Origin of the sequence: Iodobacter ciconiae, assembly GCF_003952345.1 — a bacterium.
In the GTDB taxonomy this organism is placed as follows: domain Bacteria; phylum Pseudomonadota; class Gammaproteobacteria; order Burkholderiales; family Chitinibacteraceae; genus Iodobacter; species Iodobacter ciconiae.
On record NZ_CP034433.1, the window covers coordinates 307,965 to 326,981 of the forward strand.

The following is a 19,017-nucleotide window of genomic DNA, read 5'->3' on the forward strand; positions in this document are numbered from 1 at the left end:
GGATTGAAGCGGATTTTTTTGCCGTATTCTGTAATGTTTTAAAGCGCTTTAATGCTAGAAAAGGAAGACGTAATGATTGGAGAAGATACAAGTCAGGCCCACGGCTTAAAGCGTAATTTACGCACCCGCCATCTCACCATGATCGCCATTGGCGGATCGATTGGTACGGGGCTATTTGTGGCTTCTGGTGCAACCGTTGCACAGGCCGGGCCCGGTGGTGCCTTGCTGGCCTACGCCGTGATCGGCCTGATGGTTTATTTTTTGATGACCAGCCTGGCTGAAATGGCTGCCTATATGCCGGTGTCCGGTTCTTTTTCGACCTACGGTGCTAAATTTGTCGAGCCGGGCTTTGGTTTTGCGCTGGGCTGGAACTACTGGTACAACTGGGCAGTGACCATTGCAGTAGAGCTGGCTGCGGCCAGCATGGTGATGAAATTCTGGTTCCCTGACAGCTCCGGCATGCTGTGGAGCGCCTTATTTCTGGGGATTATGTTTGCGCTGAATTTTATCTCGGTAAAAGGCTTTGGCGAGGCAGAATACTGGTTTTCTCTCATTAAAGTCGTTACGGTGATTGTATTTATCGGCACCGGCCTCTTTATGGTGTTTGGCATTATGAAAGGCAGCCACACGGTGGGGCTGGAAAACTTCACCTTGGGCGATGCGCCGTTTGTAGGAGGCTTCCCCGCCATGCTCGGGGTGGCAATGATTGCCGGATTCTCTTTTCAGGGCACCGAGTTAATTGGTATTGCTGCAGGTGAGTCGGCTAATCCGGAAAGAGACATTCCCCGCGCCATTAAGCAGGTATTCTGGCGCATTCTGTTGTTTTATGTATTTGCCATTTTAATTATTGGCCTCTTGATTCCCTATACCGACCCTAATCTATTAAAGGGCGATGTTTCCGATATTGGCGTGAGCCCATTTACTCTGGTATTTAAAAATGCCGGGATTGCTTTTGCCGCCAGCCTAATGAATACCGTGATTTTAACCGCCATTTTATCGGCAGGTAATTCAGGCATGTATGCATCGACACGCATGCTGTATTCCTTAGCCACCGAAGGTAAGGCGCCAAAGTTATTTGCTAAATTATCCAATAATGGTGTGCCAAGAAATGCGCTTTACGCCACTACAGTTGTAGGTATGCTGTGCTTTTTTGCCTCTATTTTTGGCGATAAAACTGTTTATCTGTGGTTATTGAACACCTCGGGTATGACTGGCTTTATTGCATGGCTGGGGATTGCTGTTTGTCATTATCGCTTTCGTAAAGGCTATATTGCCCAGGGGCGTGATTTAAGCGCGCTGCCTTATCGCTCACGTTTTTATCCTATGGGGCCGCTATTTGCGTTTGCACTTTGTATGGTGATTATGCTGGGCCAGAATTATCAGGCCTTTATGGCGGGTAATATTGATTGGGCCAGTGTTACAGCAACCTATATTGGTATCCCTCTCTTTTTAGCAATATGGTTTGGCTATAAATACAAAAATAAAAGTAAATTTGTATCTTTGGCAACGATGGATTTAGATAGTCAGCGGGATTAAGCACGGTATGCTTTACCGGGCTTGTATTGTGGCGGATGCCGTTTTGTGTGGTGATGCCTCGCTTTGGTTATACAGGCAGTATTCACCCATAAACTACCTTCGTTAGCCCGGGCCGTATCTGCTCCTAAAGTAGATAGGGGCTGGGTTTTACGGTATTTATAATGATTTTGAGTAAGTGGTTAAAGGCTGTTGATGTTTGATTCATAATTACGCTGGCCCGTGAATTAAATATCAGCAGGCCCAGGCCAGATTTAATTGATACAAAATTGATAAAGTTCGTAATAATAGGTTGGCTTTGGATAGATTTTCTATTATTTGTAGAGAATGAGAATAGTTTCTTTATAGAACATGGCGTAGTGCACGCCTGGTGAAGTCAAAGATCTTACAGGGAAAGTCTAAAAAGATTAGATTGTGAGGTGTTTTTTTAATCATTTATTTTTGGAAAATAACCTTGAAAATTACTCACCGCCTCACTTTATTGGTGGCAACTGCAGCCATATCCATATTGCTGCTGATTACGGTCGGTTTTTTAAAGCTGAATGCAATTAATGAGCTGGTTGAAGAGGTGGTGGAAAATGTAATGCCATCTCTGGAGACACTCAATGATGCCGAGCTTGCCTTTATGGGGGTTCGTCGCTTGGAGTTAAGCCATATTATTGAGGCCGATCCTCAGCAGAAACAGGAAAAAATCAATAAAATACAAAATTTGCTGACAGACATTGATCGTTTATTACAAAGTTATGAGAAATTTGCCGATGATGATATTGATCGTAAAAATCTGGCTACAGCCATAGCAGAGTTTGCCATTTTAAAATCTCTCATTGCAGAAGGTGCACGTTTTTCGCTTTCTTTCCCTCCCGAGGAGGCGAGTGATTATGTTTCCAAACATGTCTCTCCACAGGCCGAAAAGTTTGCTACGGTCTTGGAAATTGCAAAAAAACATAATAGCGATTATTCCCAAGAGGCTAGTCATGAGGTGAAAGCATTAATCTCCAGTGCAATTACTACATCATTAATGGTGGGATCTGCTTTATTATTTTTAGCTTTTGTTTTAGGCATTTGGATTACCCGGGGAATTAAAAAGCCATTACAGGATTTACGTCAGTTTCTTGTTGATTTAGGGACAAATTACGATTTTACCCAGCGCATGAAGGTAACGGGGAAGGATGAAATTGCCGACTCATTAAATGCTTTAAATGGCTTACTGGATACATTGCAAGGCAGTTTGCAACAGCTACATCGAATTGGGCATGATGTTACAGGTACTGCGAGCAAGTTGTCTCTTGGCAGTAATGAGTTGTCTGATGCATCACAGAATGTAAGTGGAGCAGCATCAAGTATGGCAGCCGGGGTTGAAGAAGTAACTGTCAGTATCGGGCTGGTTGCAGATCGGAGCAGCCAATGCGATCGCACTGCGCGCGAAGCGGGCAGGATGGCCGCAAGCGGTGGTGACATTATTGAAAGCACTATTCAGAGTATTCAGCAAATTGCTGCAGATGTTGGTATTTCTGCAGGGCAAATTGAATCATTGAAAGAGCGTACAGCCAGCATTAATAACGTGGTCAACGTGATTAAAGATATTGCCGATCAAACCAATTTATTAGCGCTTAATGCTGCTATTGAAGCCGCCCGAGCGGGCGATCTGGGGCGTGGTTTTGCTGTGGTTGCAGATGAAGTTCGCAAGCTTGCCGAGCGCACAAGCCTTTCAACACAAGAGATCATCACAACGGTGGACGCCATTCAAAGCGAGGCGAATGCGACGGTTTTAAGCATGCAACAAACGGTTAAGCAAGTTGAGCATGGGGTGCAGTGCGCTCAGGAAGCGAGTATGGCGATTGCAAGCATTTGCCAGAGTGCGGATCAGGTCGTTGCGCAGGTCAGTGAGATCAGCGAATCCATGCGTGAGCAAAGCTCAGCCAGCAGCATGATGGCGCAGCAGGTAGAGCGGGTCGCTTTAATGTCCGAAGAAAGCAGCTCTGTTGCTCAAAATACGGCGAATGAAGGAGAGCGCTTACGGCTGCTAAGCAGCGAGCTGGATGCTGCAATTGCTTATTACCGGGTGTAACGGTTATTGGGCAGCCCGAATGCTTGCTTAATTCGGGCTGGCTGTAAAGTTCAGGAATGATATGACAGTAAGCCTTGCCAGAAGATGGGGTTACCCGTTTTGATTGAGGTGCGAATTTTTGTCCAAAACAGCGCGCAAGCGCAAGAGTAGCCCCATGGCTCATCTAAACACCCTCGCACTGGCCTGTCGTCAAGTTGCAGGTCTATCACGATTAAAGTCGCTCTGAAAAAAATACCAAAACAGTGTTTTGGTATTTTATAGCCCGTGTTTATTTATTAACCATAAGCTCAGGCATTTGAGGAGTAGTAGGGCGCAGACGAATCGATTTTTTAAATGCATCGTAGCGAGACATACTTTCTGCAAATGGAGGCGGGTTTTTTGTGAGTAATGGGTATCGTCCACGCGGAACGGTTGCCAGCTCTAATTTAATTAATGGCAAAACTTGTGAACCCATACGGCCATCAAATTCGGTGTACACCCCGTAAGCCTCTTCAATAGCATTTTTTTTCTGCTGTATTTTATAGGCAACGCCACCTTCCGATGAGGCCAGCCCCCCAATATCTGCGCCGCGCGGGCCAATTATTTGGCTGATGGTGGCTTTATATTCTGCTAGTTGTGAGCCGCCAAATAAACCAATACCTGCCCGGGTGGCTGATTCAAGTGCGCCAGCCCCCAAGAAACCACCCTCAGGAACATATTCAAGATGGATGTTATAGAGCACGCCCAGTGCATCTGGGTGGCGAAAACTCAGGCCAATTTTATTACTTAAATCGCCTTGATCGGCAATAAAGCCAAATGGGATACATAACCCTTGTTCCTTGGGTATTTCATATAAAGAGCGAGCGCGAAAGTTCTTTAATACTTTTTGCATTTTCCCCTCAATATCCGCTTTAGGAAATGCGCCTTTTATGGTGAAAATATACATATAGGGAGCACGCCAAACATAGGCATTATAGGTGACGTAGGGAGGTTTCATTTTTTCACGGCTCATATCTAGCTTGGCTTGCTCCTCTTCCCAATATGCACTGCTATCGGGCAGGCCGGTATCAACTTCACGCCAGTTTTTTTCGATATAGGCGATATGTTCTTCAATTTCTTTAATACTCTTGTTTTTATCAGCAAGTGCTTCTTCTAAATTGATGTAATTGTCGACGTCCGTTTTTTTTCTTTCAACTCTTGATTCGTAAATGTCATTAACAGTTTCAAGGTCTGAATGTAATTTTTTTAATGTTGATGTTTTCCCAATTAATCCTAATGAACTCATATTTTCTAAAGAATGCCCAATATTATACTCGCTATTATTTAGGTTGGAATTAATTATTTCAGGCTTAAAAACTTTTATTTCAATTCCATTAATCTGTATGCCTTCTCCGACTATGCGATAGGTGTTAATGCCATGAGTAAATCCTGGGCCATTAGCTAAGTTATGCTCATCATTAACGGGCCATTCTAATGGGTGCTGCACATCAAATTGCATACGCCCCAGGCATTCTGATTTTGCGCTGGCAGGGGCCTGATAGGCCAAGTTTTGTACCGCAATATAATCTTCTGGGCGTGGGTAGCCTGGCTCTATATGCTTTGGGGCCTCACCGCAAGCGCTCAAAGAAAAAGAGCTAGCCAGGGCGGTGACAAAATGGCGAATGATTTTTTTATTCATGGAATGATCCTTTTACAGTGGGGCGTAATCATTAGATGGCCCGTTTATTCCTATAATCTGCTGATAATTAGCCGTTTTCATATCTAATTGTTGGCTCTATGGCTCACCATAGGCACAAATAAAGCTATTGATCAAAAGATGAATAAAATACCGGGGAATAATTAAATTCATCAAATTATCCTGTAACCGTTGGCGGCTGTGATTGCATTGCAAGCGTTGTAGAATGATCTGGGGCTTGATTATCTGCCAGCAAGGTTAAATTAATGCCGGATAAATTGTTTTCATTTTTTAGCCAGCCTATGGGTAATGCCACAATAAATCCTTTTACGCCTTGAGGTTTTTTCTCTATTACATTTTTTGATGCATCCCAACTATGTAAACTTTGCCGGTCAATGGCTGTTTCAACCCGCCAAAAAGCTGGGTCAAAGGGCATGCGGCTATGCATACGCATGCTGGCCTTATCCCATGTAGGCCAAATAGAGTTGACATCTAAATCAGACTGAGGCGTAAAGAGAAAGGCGGTTTGATAGGCTTTTAAATTATCTTGTGCGACTTTTTGAATATCCTTCCAGGTTGCTGGATTTATAGGCTGCTCTATCACTGAGGCTAAATCACTGGCTGGTGTTTCTCCTCCTGCCAGACCAAATATTTTTTTCCATAGCTTGCTGCGCAGCTGATGGACGCACAGGCTAACCGGCACAGGGTTTTTACCATCTAGTTTAATGTGTACTGGGCTATCATCACGAATAATAACCGCCAATTCAGAATCACCATCTCCCATCATGCTGCGATCATTTATATTGGCACTGCCTAATATGGCCACGCGGTCATCCGCAATCAGTAGTTTACTGTGTACATAAATTTGCTCGAATAACAGGGGACAGAACAAATTTAAATCCTACTATGCTTAATGCTCTCAGAGCAAAAGACAGTGGGTTTAACTTTACTCAGACCTCAGTTATTCTATATTCTGAATGATTAATTCCTGCTTACTAAGCTATTCTTGATTAGCATCCCAATACCAAATCGTTGCTCCATATGTAGACGCAGGGAAGTCTGGCATTAATTCACTAGATCTAAATAATGTACGGCTGTTTTGTTTGGCTGGGGTGTACCAGTAGCCTGATTGTGGGCATGGATTATTGGCTGGCACTCGTTGCTTCAGTAAATCAATCATTTCTACGGTTTCTTCAGCATCTACTTCGTCAGCTTCACCTAGCCCATAAAACTGAATATTATCTGGATAGGGCGGCCAAATGCCTGGCTCATCAAAGCGACGCAGCCATAAATCAGTTGTTCTTGGGTCAAAATTAATGGAGCCATTTAAAGAGCCATTATGTAAGGAGCCTAAAGACTCTACACGGATAGGGCGTAAAAAATCGCTCACCATTTTATATAAAGGGGGAATGCCTTCGGTTATGGGGGCGATATTTGGGTACTCACCTATCTTTATTAAACAATTATCTCCAATATTTGTTATTTTTATTGACTCATGATGAAGGGCGTTTTTAACGTTATCCAGACCACCTAATTGTGCAATATGAACTTCATTCAAACATGTAATCCAATTGGCACCATTAATAAATGCCCCTAATTTATCTATAGAAAAATAGTCTCTTCTAAATGGCATTAAACAGTAGAATCGTTGTAAAGCATCAAACTCATTAAATTGCCATTTGTAATCTTCGTATGGCAGGCAAGTCGCAGCATTCGCAAAGGCTAAGGTTGGATTTAATTTAGAAACCACAAATATGAATAAGTCATTAAATATTTTTTTTCTTTTGCATAACTTAAAGGCAGGGAGAATTGAAAAAATGATTTTGTTTGGCGCACACTTATTTCCCATTTCCTTGCCGTCACTGCTTCAACCCAATAAGGAGAAGCAACTTCAAGGGCCGGAGATCCTGTAATGACCCACTCTATGCAACCATCATCTGAATATTTAGAAAAATGCTCCATGGGTGATGGTATTTTTTTGCTAAATTGAATATTTTTTGCATTTTCATTCTTATCTGTAATTAGCCCAGCTTTAAGGTGTTTGCCAAATAATTGCTGATAATAATCGACGCATTCAGCCAAACGCTGTTTACCTTCGGCAGTTTCACCGCCATCAAAGTAAAACGATGCTCCAATTGCAGGGCATAAAGTGCACAGGTCGGTACTTTCTTCAAAATAAGTAATATCGGCACGGTAATGGCGGAGTTTCTCTAATTCATTCATGGTTTTTTCCCTTGTGCTGCGGCTAAGTTAGATGCGCCTACTGCCGTTTCCATAGTATGGGTAGCACTACTCTTGCTGAGGCATTAATGGCCGATCAGTTTTTCTGCACATTTTTTTGTAAAGCGGTAAATTTTATTCTAAATAACTGGGTCAGAACAAACCTAGATACTACTATATATAATGTTTTTAGAGCTAAATAAAGTGAATTTAACTTTATCCTGACATCAGCTATTTTTTATTATAATGAATTTATAATTTCTATTAATTCGTTCTTGGTGAATTGATTTATTTTTAGTAGTGACTTGAGCTGCTCTTTGGTAAGTGGATATTTTTTTATTAAATCAGTTACATCTTCCTTTTCTGGAGAGTAAATCCAAGTAGGGCTTATTCCTTCTGTTTTTTCTCCTTGTATTTCTGGTCCCTTGTAATTTAAGTACAATGCATATTGAGAATACCCTTCTGGCATTGATTTTTTAAAATATAAGGTGGTGTTTTTTGGCAATAGGTAATAAGCACCTTCTTCTGGTGATTCAATTAGCATTGGGGATTGTATCGAAATTCCTGATGGTTCTTTATTCATGATTTTATTTGTTCCTATTAAAAACGCCATGGTTACTAATAATATAAAGAAAAGTGCCATAATTATTTTTTTACTTATTTTTGTATTCATTTATTTTAACTGTGTCCTTTTTTGATGTTAAGAAAGCATGTAAATCTGCAGGCATAAAAAGCTTATTTGGCCACCCAACCGCTCGTGAAGCTAGTTTCTCACTAAATTTCAGGCTCCTACCCTCAATAAATTTTGCTGATCCAGCATCAATACCTTCAATGCCTCTTCTGGCACCATCAAGACTAATGGTTGTACAGTTGAATGACAAGGCATGATAATCATGTTGAATTTTATATCGTTTCATTCCTGATCTGCTCGTCATTAACTTCCCTCCTTCAATTAGTGCCTGGTACCATTTTATTATTAAGTCGGCTTTTTGTGCTTCAATGTTATATACAAAGCCGCTAGTTTTTCTTCCTAATGAATTTTCAGCGGCAATGTATTTTTGAAAATTATCCCATACATTCAAAACCCCTTCCCCTTCACTATCTCCTGTTCCCCATGTTTTACCATATCTACCGAAATCGTAGATAATATCTATATTGTTTGTTGTTACTCTTAATGCAGTGTGGCCATAGTTATGCTCTTCTCCATTAAGTTTATATGGCCCACCAACAAGAATTTCAATTTTTGGTTTTTGTATAACAATGGTATTAACTTGTGAAGCAACTGCTTGTGAGCCTTTATTAGCTTGTTGTGGAGGGATTTCCTTTTTTTTTGTTTTGGTCATTTTTTTGACTCAGTATTGATTTCTAATCCTAGTTGTGGGAAACGAATTACTGCAACTCCCGGTGTAATTTGTTCTTTTCGCACTTTTCCTAGCTTATCCAAATTGCCCGATAGCTTCTGTCCATCTGGTAGTATTAATTCATACTCTTCATTTGAAAAGGGAAGGCCTGCTTCATCAATTAGCTTTACTTCAATCCATGTTTTTTCACTTAAATGTGCTGGAAGAATTATTGAATTAACATTCATACTCTTCGGCCCGCCCCAATCATGGCTGCCGCCTTTAATGCTCACTTTCCCCGGCGCATGCAGCTCGATCTTGCCGTCTTTGATGCGGATATAAGCACCACCGGCGGTAAGCAGGATTTCCTGCTTGGCGTTAAACAGGCCCTTGCCTTTAATCGCGGTGAACTTAACGTTTTTGTCGGCGGTGATTTCGATGTCGTCACTTTGCGCCTGCATTTGCAGCTGGCCTTTGGCGGCGATCAGTTTTAACGCGACTTTGTCTTTTACCCCGGCTACAAACAGGCTGATATGCTGGCCGACGTTATGTATCCAGCGTCGGCCGGAGGTCTGGTTGCTGTTTCTTTGCGCGACCAGATCCAGGTTGGTGCCTGCGGTGAGTGTCTGGCTTTGCGGGCTGGTAATCGCTACGCCATCCTCGCCATGCAGCAGGATGATTTTTTGCTGGCCTGCCTGCTCTTTGGATTTGGTTTTGCCATCTTGATCGGCATTGCTGCCTGCCTCGAAGCTTTTACTGGCATGCACATGATGGTGCAGATGGCCGGTGCTGGCTTTTTCACCTGCGCTGTTATCTGGCTTAACCGTTTTATCGCCATCACCGGTTTCAATCGTATCGGCAAGCTGATTGGTTGCTGTTTCACCCAGGCTTTGAGCCAGTGCCAGGGCTGACTCCAGCTGGCTTTGGGCGGGGCTGTGGTCTAGCTGCTTGCCGCTGGCTCCACTCTTGGCTTCGGTGCTGATGAGCAAGCCGCTGGCGCGAATGGCACCTTGTTTATCGCTGCGTAATTCAAAGCCTTCGCCGCGTGGCTCGCCTTTGCCGTCGGTACGCGGGTGGATCAGATAGCCGAGGTTCAGCTGGGTTTTACCATGCTCGCTGGATAACTTGGTTCGCACTTCGCCCTTGGTATCATCAAACAGCAGCTCACCGTATTGCCCACCTTCATGCTCTTTGGTTTTGATGCCGGATAACGTTTTATTGGCGGGCAGAGCGCCTGCGCCGCTAAACGCTGGCACCGGGTGGCTACTGTTATGGACCACGCCGGTGACAATCGGCCGGTCGATGTCGCCTTCGATAAAATCAACTAACACTTCCTGACCGATGCGCGGAATGAACTGATGCCCAAAGCTTGCACCTGCCGATGGGTAGGCCACACGGATCCAGCAGGATGACTTGTCATCCAGGTTTGCGCCAAACTCAGGGTGCTCAGCCGTACGCTGCCAATGTAGCTGAATTTTTATCCGGCCTTGCTCATCGGTGTGGACTTCTGATCCGGCAGGGCCGACCACGGTGGCGGTCTGCACGCCAAAGCTTTTGGGCTTGCTGTGTTCGATATGGGCAAAAGCGGGCACGGTCGGCTGGCCGCGCCTTTGGGCTGTGAAGTTAACTTCATAAGGTTTGGCTACATCAGCGGCCAATAGGCTTGGCGCAACCAGACCAAGTTGCTGGGTTAAATCAGCGGGCAAATTATTATTGGCGGTGAATTTTAGCTCGGTAACGGCAAACTCACGTTGCTCGGCGCTGTCCCATTCGTGGGCGGGATGATCTTCCAGGCGGAACCACTGCCCGGCCTGCAGGCTGCGTAAAGTACCAGAGCCGGTAAAGGATTTCTTTTTGGCATCCAATGCCTGCTGACGCAAGTTAGCATAGTGGCTTAAGCCTTCCGCGTCGCTGGCGGAATAGAGCGATTGCGGGTCATAATCTTCAAAACTTACCTGCAGCTGCTGGCCGCCATCACCCTGATCGATGCTACTTTCATCAAAACTTTCGTTGGTGTTGGTGGCTTTGTAATCAAAGCTGGCAAGCGATACACTGCTGCTGCCGATTTGCCGCTGGCTCTGCCATTCAGTCAGACTATCGCTCTCTTCCGTGGCGTCGGCTCTGTGAAATCTAACAAATGGATCTGCCGCTTCCGCAATTGCAAAAGCATCATCAAACACAAGCAACTGAACCTGAGGACTATCGCCCGGCAAATGATTAAATAACCAGGCTAAGCCTTCCTCCGCTAATAATCATGTCAGAAAATCGAAATCGGATTCGCGGTATTGTAAGCAATAGGATCGCGGTGAATGCGTGCCGGAGAATTTGAAATCCAGCGTTTGCACCGAGGCAAAGACCGGATTTTTGTCCTGATGCTCAGCCAGTACCTGTTTCACAATGTCGGGGACGGATAAATCCTGAAACACGCGGGAAGTACGCCGGTATCTGAGTAAGGCAAACGGCGGTTCTACTGTCAGCGCGTACTTTGCGAAGCCGCCATCGGAGCCGAGTAATTGCGCCTGGCTAATGACCCCACAGCGCTCAACCGCCTCGCCATCAGCATTTTCAATAGATAAAACGACTGGCAAACCCAGTAGCGATTTAAGCTCTAAGCCACCGTCGGGGGATAAGCAATCGACCTGGTAGCGGTATGCCTGATTGATGCCCTCACTCCCTGTTACGCGCTGGGGCAATAACTGCTCACCCCACACTGAGCCATCGCCAAGCTGAAGAGAGATGAGGCGCTGATCCTGATTAAAAGCAGCGGCGAAAGAGGCTAGCAGATCAAGGATCATGTAGAAACCAATGGCTTGAGGGTAACTTTGTATATTACATGAGACTTTATTTTTGCTGTATTAGGTCTTCAGTTGATGGCAGATGTCATTTCTGTACAAATATAAATATTTGTAAGATTAGTGCTCTGCTGAAAAATGGTAATGTAGTTTTTGCTAGCCAGAGGTGCTTCGCTCCATCAAGTTCTGGTTTTGAACCGTTTCTCTTTATTTGAAGAGAGCGTTATCTTGGAAAGGCTGCGTCTTGCTAGTCTGTTTGAAAGGTAAAAGGGTGGGGATTATGCTGGTTCATTACAATTTTTTAGCCTAACTAACTAACCAACACAACACTCTTATAGTACCCCGGAAACAGGCTCTGTTCTTTACGGGCTATGCGCGTTAGCTGTGCTGTAAATGATGCTGAAAAACCCTAATGCAAAAAGCCCCGATGACTAAACATGCTGCAGCGCGCAAAATACGCACCTAGAATTTATCTTTTTGGGATCTTTCATGGCCAGAAACGCGCTTTACGCCCAGTCGGGTGGTGTAACCCCTGTGATTAATGCTTCCGCTGCTGCGGTGATTGCGGCTGCGCGTGCGCACCCGGATCAGATTGGCCGTGTGTTTGCTGCCAAAAACGGGGTATTAGGTGTATTGGCCGAAGAGCTAATTGATACCGCATGTATGAGCGAAGCCGATCTGGCCGCGCTGGCCGCCTCTCCCGGTGGTGCATTTGGTTCCTGCCGCCATAAGCTGCGCTTTGGCCGCGAGCTGACCCGCCTGTTTGAAGTGTTTGCCGCGCATGATATCGGCTATCTGTTTTATAACGGCGGTGGTGATTCAGCAGATACCTGCATGAAAATTGCCGCGCACGCTGAATACCTTGGCTATGACCTTACCGCTATTCATGTGCCTAAAACCATTGATAACGACTTGCCGCATTCGGATTGCTCGCCAGGCTTTGGCTCGGTGGCCAAATATGTAGGCACGTCAATTCGAGAAGCAGGTATGGATGTGGCGTCGATGTGCGGCTCCAGCACCAAAGTATTTATTATGGAAGTCATGGGGCGGCACACCGGCTGGATTGCCGCAAGTAGCGGCCTCGCTTCCGGTGCTGATAGACTGCTGCCGCCACACCTGATTTTGCTGCCGGAAGTTACCTTTAATGCCGCAACTTTCCTGGCTGCGGTGGAAGAAACCATCGCCCGTGAAGGCTATTGCGTGATTGTGGCGGCTGAAGGCATTAAAAATGCCGAGGGCAAGTTTGTAGCCGAAGCAGGTGGTACCGATGCCTTTGGTCATGCACAGCTGGGCGGCGTTGCGCCTTATCTGGCGCAACTGATCAAAACGGCGCAAGGGCATAAATGCCATTGGGCAGTGGCCGATTATCTGCAGCGTGCAGCGCGCCATATGGCATCCAAAACGGATGTGGATCAGGCCACGGCCGTGGGCACTGCTGCAGTTAAATTTGCACTGGCCGGTGAGCGGGGTGTTATGCCCACCATCGTTCGCACCAGCGATGCACCTTACACCTGGACCATCGGCTCGGTGAAGCTGGAAGAAGTGGCTAATCACGAGAAATATTTGCCTGCCGAATACATCAGTGCCAATGGCTTTCATATTTCACCAGCGGCGCGTACTTATTTTTCACCTTTGATTATGGGTGAGGCGATCCCGTCTTATGTAAATGGTTTACCGGCTTATCCTGTGTGGGATTTTTCCGTAATAGAAGCCAAGCTGGAAGCGTTTAATACGGCGGTGTAGATTTCTCTTCCAAGCATTAGTAAAAAGGGCAGGGCAGACTTTTAAAGCGTGCTCTGCCCTTGTAGCATGCTTACCCGGTATTTCTGTGTGTTTTCTTGAAGGCGCTGCCATTGTGCGGTGAAGATGCTGTTTTGATGCAGTTTAGCACTGGGTGGGATGGCATAGGTTTTACATTATATGATGAATATTTGGGCTCAGATGGCCCAGGCTGGCACTGATAAGTGAAGCGGCCGGGTTTAGGGTGCCCGGCCCGGTATTTTAAAGCCAGCTCTTAACTGCTGCTTTTACCCGCTCTGCCAGGCTAGTTTCCTGGCAATTAATCTCTAGTAAATCATCCATACCCCGCAGCCAGGTCAGCTGGCGTTTAGCGAGCTGGCGGGTGGCCGCGATGCCTTTTTCGCGCATGGCCGGATAATCGATTAAGCCATCCTGATACTCCCAGGCTTGCCGGTAGCCTACGCAGCGCATCGATGGCAGCTCCAAGGACAAATCGTATTTAGCCCGCAAGCGGCTTACTTCATCGAGCAGGCCTAAACTTAGCATTTGATCAAAGCGCAGCGCAATCCGATCGTGCAGCCATTTTCTGTCTTGCGGCAGCAGGGCAATTTTAAGCAGGTGATAGGGCAGAGCAGCACTGGCTGGCTCGGCCAGTAAATCCGACATTTTTTTACCGGTAAGTGTGCATACCTCTAAAGCGCGCTCGATGCGCTGGGCATCCGTCGATTTAAGCCGCTCTGCCGTAACGGGGTCAATGGCGGCCAGTTTGGCGTGCATGGCAGGCCAGCCGATAAGCGCCGCTTCTGTATGAATTTGCGCCCGCAGCACAGTATCTGCCTGTGGCAATTCATGAATGCCGTGTTGTAAGGTGTTGTAATACAGCATGGTGCCGCCCACCAGCACCGGCACTTTACCACGCGCTGTTATATCGGCCATTAAAGCCAGCGCATCCCGCCGGAATTGTGCGGCAGAATAAGCGTCTTCCGGTGAAATGATATCAATCAAATGATGCGGCGCACGGGCCAGCTCATCCGCACCTGGCTTGGCGCTGCCGATATCCATCTCTTTAAATACCAGCGCTGAATCGACCGAAATCAACTCCACCGGTAAACCGCTTTCCAGCAAATGGATCGCACTGGCGGTCTTGCCACTGGCAGTAGGGCCCATTAAAAAAATGGCAGGAGGGGAATGCGGCATGGCGGGTTAGCTTTATAAGAATTGAAAATGGTTGATTTTGGGCAGACGCTTAAAGCGTGGAGAGCGAAGGTTAGCTGAGTGCGCTACATAAAATAGCGGCGTACCCCAGCTTTAAGATCCGCGCATAAACATTTTGTCTAGTTCATTTAGCGTCATTCGAAACCAGGTGGGGCGGCCGTGGTTGCACTGGCCGCTGCGCTCGGTGGCCTCCATCTGGCGCAAGAGCGCGTTCATTTCGGTGATGGTCAGGCTGCGGTTGGCGCGCACCGAGCCGTGGCAGGCCATGGTGGCAAGCAGCTCGTTTTGCTTGCCTGTTAATACTTCACTCGCACCCACGGTGCGGATATCTTTGAGCACGGCTTGTGCCAGCTCGATGGGATCGGCGTCTTTCAGCAGCATGGGCAGGGAGCGGATGGCAAGCTGGGTGGGTGATTGCACTGAGATCTCAAAACCAATCGCCGCCAGCGTTGCGGCGTGATCTTCAACCGTGGCTACATCGTGTTTATCAGCCGCAAAAACATGCGGGATCAACAAGGGTTGGGTGGGCATTTGCTGCAGATCGAGCGCGTTTTTTAGCTGCTCGTACACTACCCGCTCGTGTGCAGCGTGCATATCCACCACAATCAGCCCCTCGGCATTTTGCGCAAGGATATAAATGCCGTGCAGCTGGCCGAGTGCAAAGCCCAGAGGCGGCACGGTTTCCGAATCGCTGGCACGGGAAGGTGCGGTGGCAGCGGGGGAGATTGCAGCAGCGGGCATCAGTGCCCCGGCCGGAACAGCGGGGGCGAGTTTTTGTTCTGGGGTTTCATTGTTGAATGAAAGCGTGGGCTCGGGTGTCCAGCTGTTTGAATCACTTGGGTTTGCTTCGCCCGGTGCCCGTTTTAAATCTGCAAACATCGTGTCATAAAAGGCCATCGGTGCTTGCACACGTGGCGGCGCTTGAAAATTACCCTGTTTATACGCCATTTCAGCGTAATTCTTTGGCGTCATCGCGGGTGCAGGGGCCATGACGCTAGAGTCTGGCGCGGCGATTTCGCCGGTTTCAGGGTCGATGCCCGCAGGGATGGTGCCAGCGCGTGTGCCTGCCAGTGCTTTTTTCAGGCTGGTGAGCATAAAGCGATAAATCGCTTGCGATTCTCTGAAGCGCACTTCGATTTTGGTGGGGTGAACGTTGACATCCACGCCTTCAGGGTCCAGCTCTAAAAACAGGCAATAGGCCGCGTGTTTATCGTGGTGCAATACATCGCGGTAAGCTTCACGCAGGGCGTGTTGCACCACTTTATCCCGCACAAAGCGGCCATTTACAAAGAAATACTGCGCATCGCGGCTGGATTTCCCCAGCGTGGGCGAGCCGGTAATGCCCCACAGCCGCAGCCTACCGAAACCTTCATCCACCTGCACGCCGGATGCCACAAATTCATCGCCCAAAATCGCCGCCGCACGCTTGGGCAAATCGCCCGCCAACAAGCGCAGCTGTGCGCGGCCATTATGGCTAAGCGTGAACTGCACGCCGGGATTGGCCAGCGCCAGGCGCTGCACCATATCGCTGCAATGGGCAAACTCGGTGGATTCAGATTTTAAAAACTTACGCCGTGCAGGCACCTGGTAGTAAAGCTCGTGAATCTCGATGGTGCTGCCCTGGCTGAGCGAGGTGGGCTCTGGTTCGCTGACATGGCCATTATCTGCATCCACCCGCCAGGCGTAATCTGATCCTTGCTCGCGGCTGCTGAGTGTAAGCCTGGATACAGAAGCAATACTCGCCAGTCCTTCACCCCTAAAACCCAGTGTGGCCACTTTTTGCAAATCGTCCAGATCACGAATTTTACTGGTGGCGTGGCGGTGCAGCGCAAGTGGCAGCTCGTCTTTGGCAATGCCACAGCCGTCATCAATCACCTTGATCAGCTTGCTGCCGCCTGCCAGCAGCTCAATGCTCAGATTCTGGCTGCCTGCATCCAGGCTGTTTTCCAGTAATTCTTTTAGGGCAGAAGCGGGCCGTTCAACCACTTCGCCTGCGGCAATCTGGTTAATCAGGTGATCGGGGAGTTGCTGGATACGGGGCATAGGAGCGGTGCGAAAAGGGTGAAAGTCAGCGAGATTATACCCGTGTCTGTGCCGCCTGCCTCGGGCATGTTTACGGTGGGTTTAATTTGAATGGACTGGTGTTTTTCAAGTGCCGCAATTTTGTGGCTTGCTTTGATTACTTATTTCTATTTATAGCTATTTATTTGTCATTTTTATTGAGTAACTAAACAAAATTAGCCTAATTTACTTTTGTATCAAAAATAATTTGTAATAAATGGCTGCCGGGCACGACCAAGCAGTATGAATCTAATTTCATGCTTAACTAAACTTAGTCCTAAGGAAATTACCATGCACACTAAAAACCAGCCACAACACGAGCTAGGATATCTGATTGGTTTAGCCGGCGTTATCGCCACTTTGCTCTGGATTGGTATATTTAAATATACCCCTACCGAAGCGATGCAAATCAAACCATTGATAGAAAATCATCCGTTTATGTCATGGATGTATCAAATATTTTCAGTTCAATTTGTTTCTGGATTGATTGGTACATTTGAAATAATTACTGCTTTTATGTTGATTGTTTCAATTAAAAAGCCTGTTGTTGGCTATTATGCAGGTATCATCGCCTCTTTTATTTTTGTTGTTACACTGAGCTTTATTTTAACCACACCGGGCAGTTTTAAAGTTGTTGATGGTGTGCCACTTACTGATTTTTTCCTATTTAAAGATATTGTTTTTCTGGGTATCACCTTAATAACCGTACAAAAGGGCTATCAGGCTAGGCAGCACGCGTAATTGCTTAGGGTCAATAAATGCCACACCATTTAATACGGTGTGGCATTTTTCATATTATGCACTATGTCATAATCATATTGCGCCCCTGTTTTTATCGCTTAAGCTGCGATTTAATATCTTGCTAAAGTGTAATGGCTTTAGTTTGTATGGATGCCTTGATCATTGCTTTGTTGCTTGATTTTCTTGTAATCAAATATTGGTATTCTGTATGTATGTTTAATAGTGTGTTGTTCAGGCATTATTTCATTCATAAATATCACAGCAGACAATGATTTATATTTTTACTAATAAGCATTTGAATATTAATATATTATCTTATGTAAGCGCCCAATAGAAAGCCACAAAACCTGCAATACAGATTTTGTGGCTTATAAACTGGCCAGGGTATAAATTGTAAACAGGCCTAGAACATGGTCGTTAGCTGCACCCACATATCGGGCATAAACTGGACAAAATAAGCTTCCAATGCCTTATCCCAGCCAGCAAGAATAGCTGCTCCAAGCAAGATTAATAAAACTGCAAACGATTTCTTAATCGTATCCACATGCTGCATTACCCAGCCTCGGGTTTTATTTACTCCGGCACGTGAGGCGTATGCGATTCCGACTAAGGGAATAGCTGCACCCAAGCCAAATACGCCAAGCGCTACTGCACCACGTAAAGCGCCACCTTCACTGGCTACTAGCGTTAAGGTAGATGCAAGTAAAGGGCCAGAGCATGGGCTCCAGACCATTCCTAACAAACTACCAAGCACAAAAGCACTGGGCATGGATTCAGTATTAAACTTGCTGCTTAAACGGTTCGCTATTGAGGCCAGCGGGCTAAGGCTATTGGCAAAGCGGCCTGACAAAAACGGCAAAAACAATACTACCCCGAATGCAATGAGCAACCATGCTCCTGCCAGGCGAATTACATCGGAGTCAAAACCTAGCAAATCTCCAAATAGCCCCACCAGTACGCCTAATACAACGAAAGCACTGATCAGGCCGGCAGCCATCGCCAATGGTGCGTAGCGATGACGATGGCCGGCGCTGCCAACGACCAGCGGTAAAATGGGTAATACGCAAGGGGATAGTGTGGTTAAGCCGCCAGCAGCCAGCGCAAAACTAAGCTCTAAAAGACTTAAATTCATAAACCACCTGGGCGCAAACCGGCCTTAATTTTCTCGCGATCCGTTTCCCCTGCCAAACGAGTGCGCTCTTCGCTGCCCTGGTAAACTACAAAGACGGACTGAGACCGGATTTTCAGCTCCTTACGCAATGCTTTTTCAGTATCGTAATTTACTTTGAAAACGGTAACGTCCTTTAAGGCGGGGTCTGATTTGAGCTGTTCCAGAGCCATCGATTGATTGCGGCATACAGAGCACCAATCGGCATGAAAATGCAGGGCCGTGGTTTGTTTGGCTTGTTGTGCGGCTTGAAATGCTGCTGGCGTATAAGGTAGGACCTCCAGTGCCTGCGCCATTGAGGCAATGGAAAATAAGGCCGTGGCGGCTAAAATTTGACGGAGATTCATCGATGTTCCCTTGTTAGAAGTAGTATCTGGAATTCTCTAAGTCGTGGTATGCCGTCATATCTTACAAATTAAATCAAAATAAATTGAAATATCAATTTGTCATTGCTGCAGGTCCATCCACTGAGGCCTGGCCTGTGC

General features: G+C 46.4%; 12 protein-coding genes and 2 pseudogenes. 4 read left to right on the forward strand and 10 right to left on the reverse strand.

Annotated features, from left to right (window positions below; all coding sequences use genetic code 11):
- Positions 1-72 precede the first annotated feature (72 nt).
- The gene (locus EJO50_RS01315) at positions 73-1,536 is read left to right on the forward strand and encodes an amino acid permease (protein WP_125971218.1); all 1,464 of its coding nucleotides are present in this window, start codon (positions 73-75) and stop codon (positions 1,534-1,536) included.
- 451 nt (positions 1,537-1,987) lie between these two features.
- The gene (locus EJO50_RS01320; RefSeq protein WP_125971219.1) at positions 1,988-3,601 is read left to right on the forward strand and encodes a methyl-accepting chemotaxis protein; all 1,614 of its coding nucleotides are present in this window, start codon (positions 1,988-1,990) and stop codon (positions 3,599-3,601) included.
- Positions 3,602-3,869: 268 nt separating this feature from the next.
- Here the strand turns inward: EJO50_RS01320 and EJO50_RS01325 are convergent, their stop codons facing one another.
- The 6 genes and pseudogenes from EJO50_RS01325 to EJO50_RS01355 all read right to left on the reverse strand — a co-directional run bounded on the left by EJO50_RS01325 (position 3,870) and on the right by EJO50_RS01355 (position 11,610).
- Positions 3,870-5,258, reverse strand: a complete 1,389-nt coding sequence (locus tag EJO50_RS01325; RefSeq protein ID WP_125971220.1) for a T6SS immunity protein Tli4 family protein — start codon at positions 5,256-5,258, stop codon at positions 3,870-3,872.
- Positions 5,259-5,433: 175 nt separating this feature from the next.
- The gene (locus EJO50_RS17635; protein ID WP_125971221.1) at positions 5,434-6,147 is read right to left on the reverse strand and encodes a phospholipase D-like domain-containing protein; all 714 of its coding nucleotides are present in this window, start codon (positions 6,145-6,147) and stop codon (positions 5,434-5,436) included.
- Positions 6,148-6,255: 108 nt separating this feature from the next.
- Positions 6,256-7,478, reverse strand: a pseudogene (locus EJO50_RS17665) (type VI immunity family protein).
- A gap of 238 nt (positions 7,479-7,716) precedes the next feature.
- Entirely contained in the window at positions 7,717-8,148 is a 432-nt protein-coding gene (locus tag EJO50_RS01345; protein ID WP_125971224.1) for a hypothetical protein, read from the reverse strand.
- Positions 8,129-8,818 (reverse strand): hypothetical protein, encoded by a 690-nt coding sequence (locus tag EJO50_RS01350; protein WP_125971225.1) that lies wholly within the window; start codon positions 8,816-8,818, stop codon positions 8,129-8,131. Before EJO50_RS01350 ends, EJO50_RS01345 begins: the two co-directional genes overlap by 20 nt.
- Positions 8,815-11,610, reverse strand: a pseudogene (locus EJO50_RS01355) (type VI secretion system Vgr family protein). Before EJO50_RS01355 ends, EJO50_RS01350 begins: the two are co-directional and overlap by 4 nt.
- A 486-nt stretch (positions 11,611-12,096) precedes the next feature.
- Between EJO50_RS01355 and EJO50_RS01360 the strand changes: the two are divergent.
- On the forward strand, positions 12,097-13,350 hold the full coding sequence (locus EJO50_RS01360) for a 6-phosphofructokinase (RefSeq protein WP_125971226.1): 1,254 nt from the start codon (positions 12,097-12,099) through the stop codon (positions 13,348-13,350).
- A 258-nt stretch (positions 13,351-13,608) separates the two neighbouring features.
- On the opposite strand, the gene miaA is transcribed toward EJO50_RS01360, so the two are convergent.
- Positions 13,609-14,544: a tRNA (adenosine(37)-N6)-dimethylallyltransferase MiaA gene (miaA, locus tag EJO50_RS01365; RefSeq protein WP_125971227.1), complete on the reverse strand. Its 936-nt coding sequence runs from the start codon at positions 14,542-14,544 to the stop codon at positions 13,609-13,611.
- A gap of 111 nt (positions 14,545-14,655) precedes the next feature.
- A complete protein-coding gene (mutL, locus tag EJO50_RS01370) occupies positions 14,656-16,605 on the reverse strand; it encodes a DNA mismatch repair endonuclease MutL (protein WP_125971228.1) in 1,950 nt (649 codons plus the stop codon).
- A gap of 309 nt (positions 16,606-16,914) precedes the next feature.
- On the opposite strand from mutL, the gene EJO50_RS01375 reads away from it, so the two are divergent.
- Complete coding sequence (locus tag EJO50_RS01375) at positions 16,915-17,364, forward strand: DUF417 family protein (protein ID WP_125971229.1); 450 nt, start codon at positions 16,915-16,917, stop codon at positions 17,362-17,364.
- Positions 17,365-17,767: 403 nt separating this feature from the next.
- Here the strand turns inward: EJO50_RS01375 and EJO50_RS01380 are convergent, their stop codons facing one another.
- Positions 17,768-18,496: a cytochrome c biogenesis CcdA family protein gene (locus EJO50_RS01380; RefSeq protein ID WP_125971230.1), complete on the reverse strand. Its 729-nt coding sequence runs from the start codon at positions 18,494-18,496 to the stop codon at positions 17,768-17,770.
- Positions 18,493-18,879 carry a thioredoxin family protein gene (locus tag EJO50_RS01385; protein WP_125971231.1) on the reverse strand — a complete coding sequence of 129 codons (387 nt, stop codon included), beginning with the start codon at positions 18,877-18,879 and terminating at the stop codon, positions 18,493-18,495. Before EJO50_RS01385 ends, EJO50_RS01380 begins: the two co-directional genes overlap by 4 nt.
- Positions 18,880-19,017: the final 138 nt, after the last annotated feature.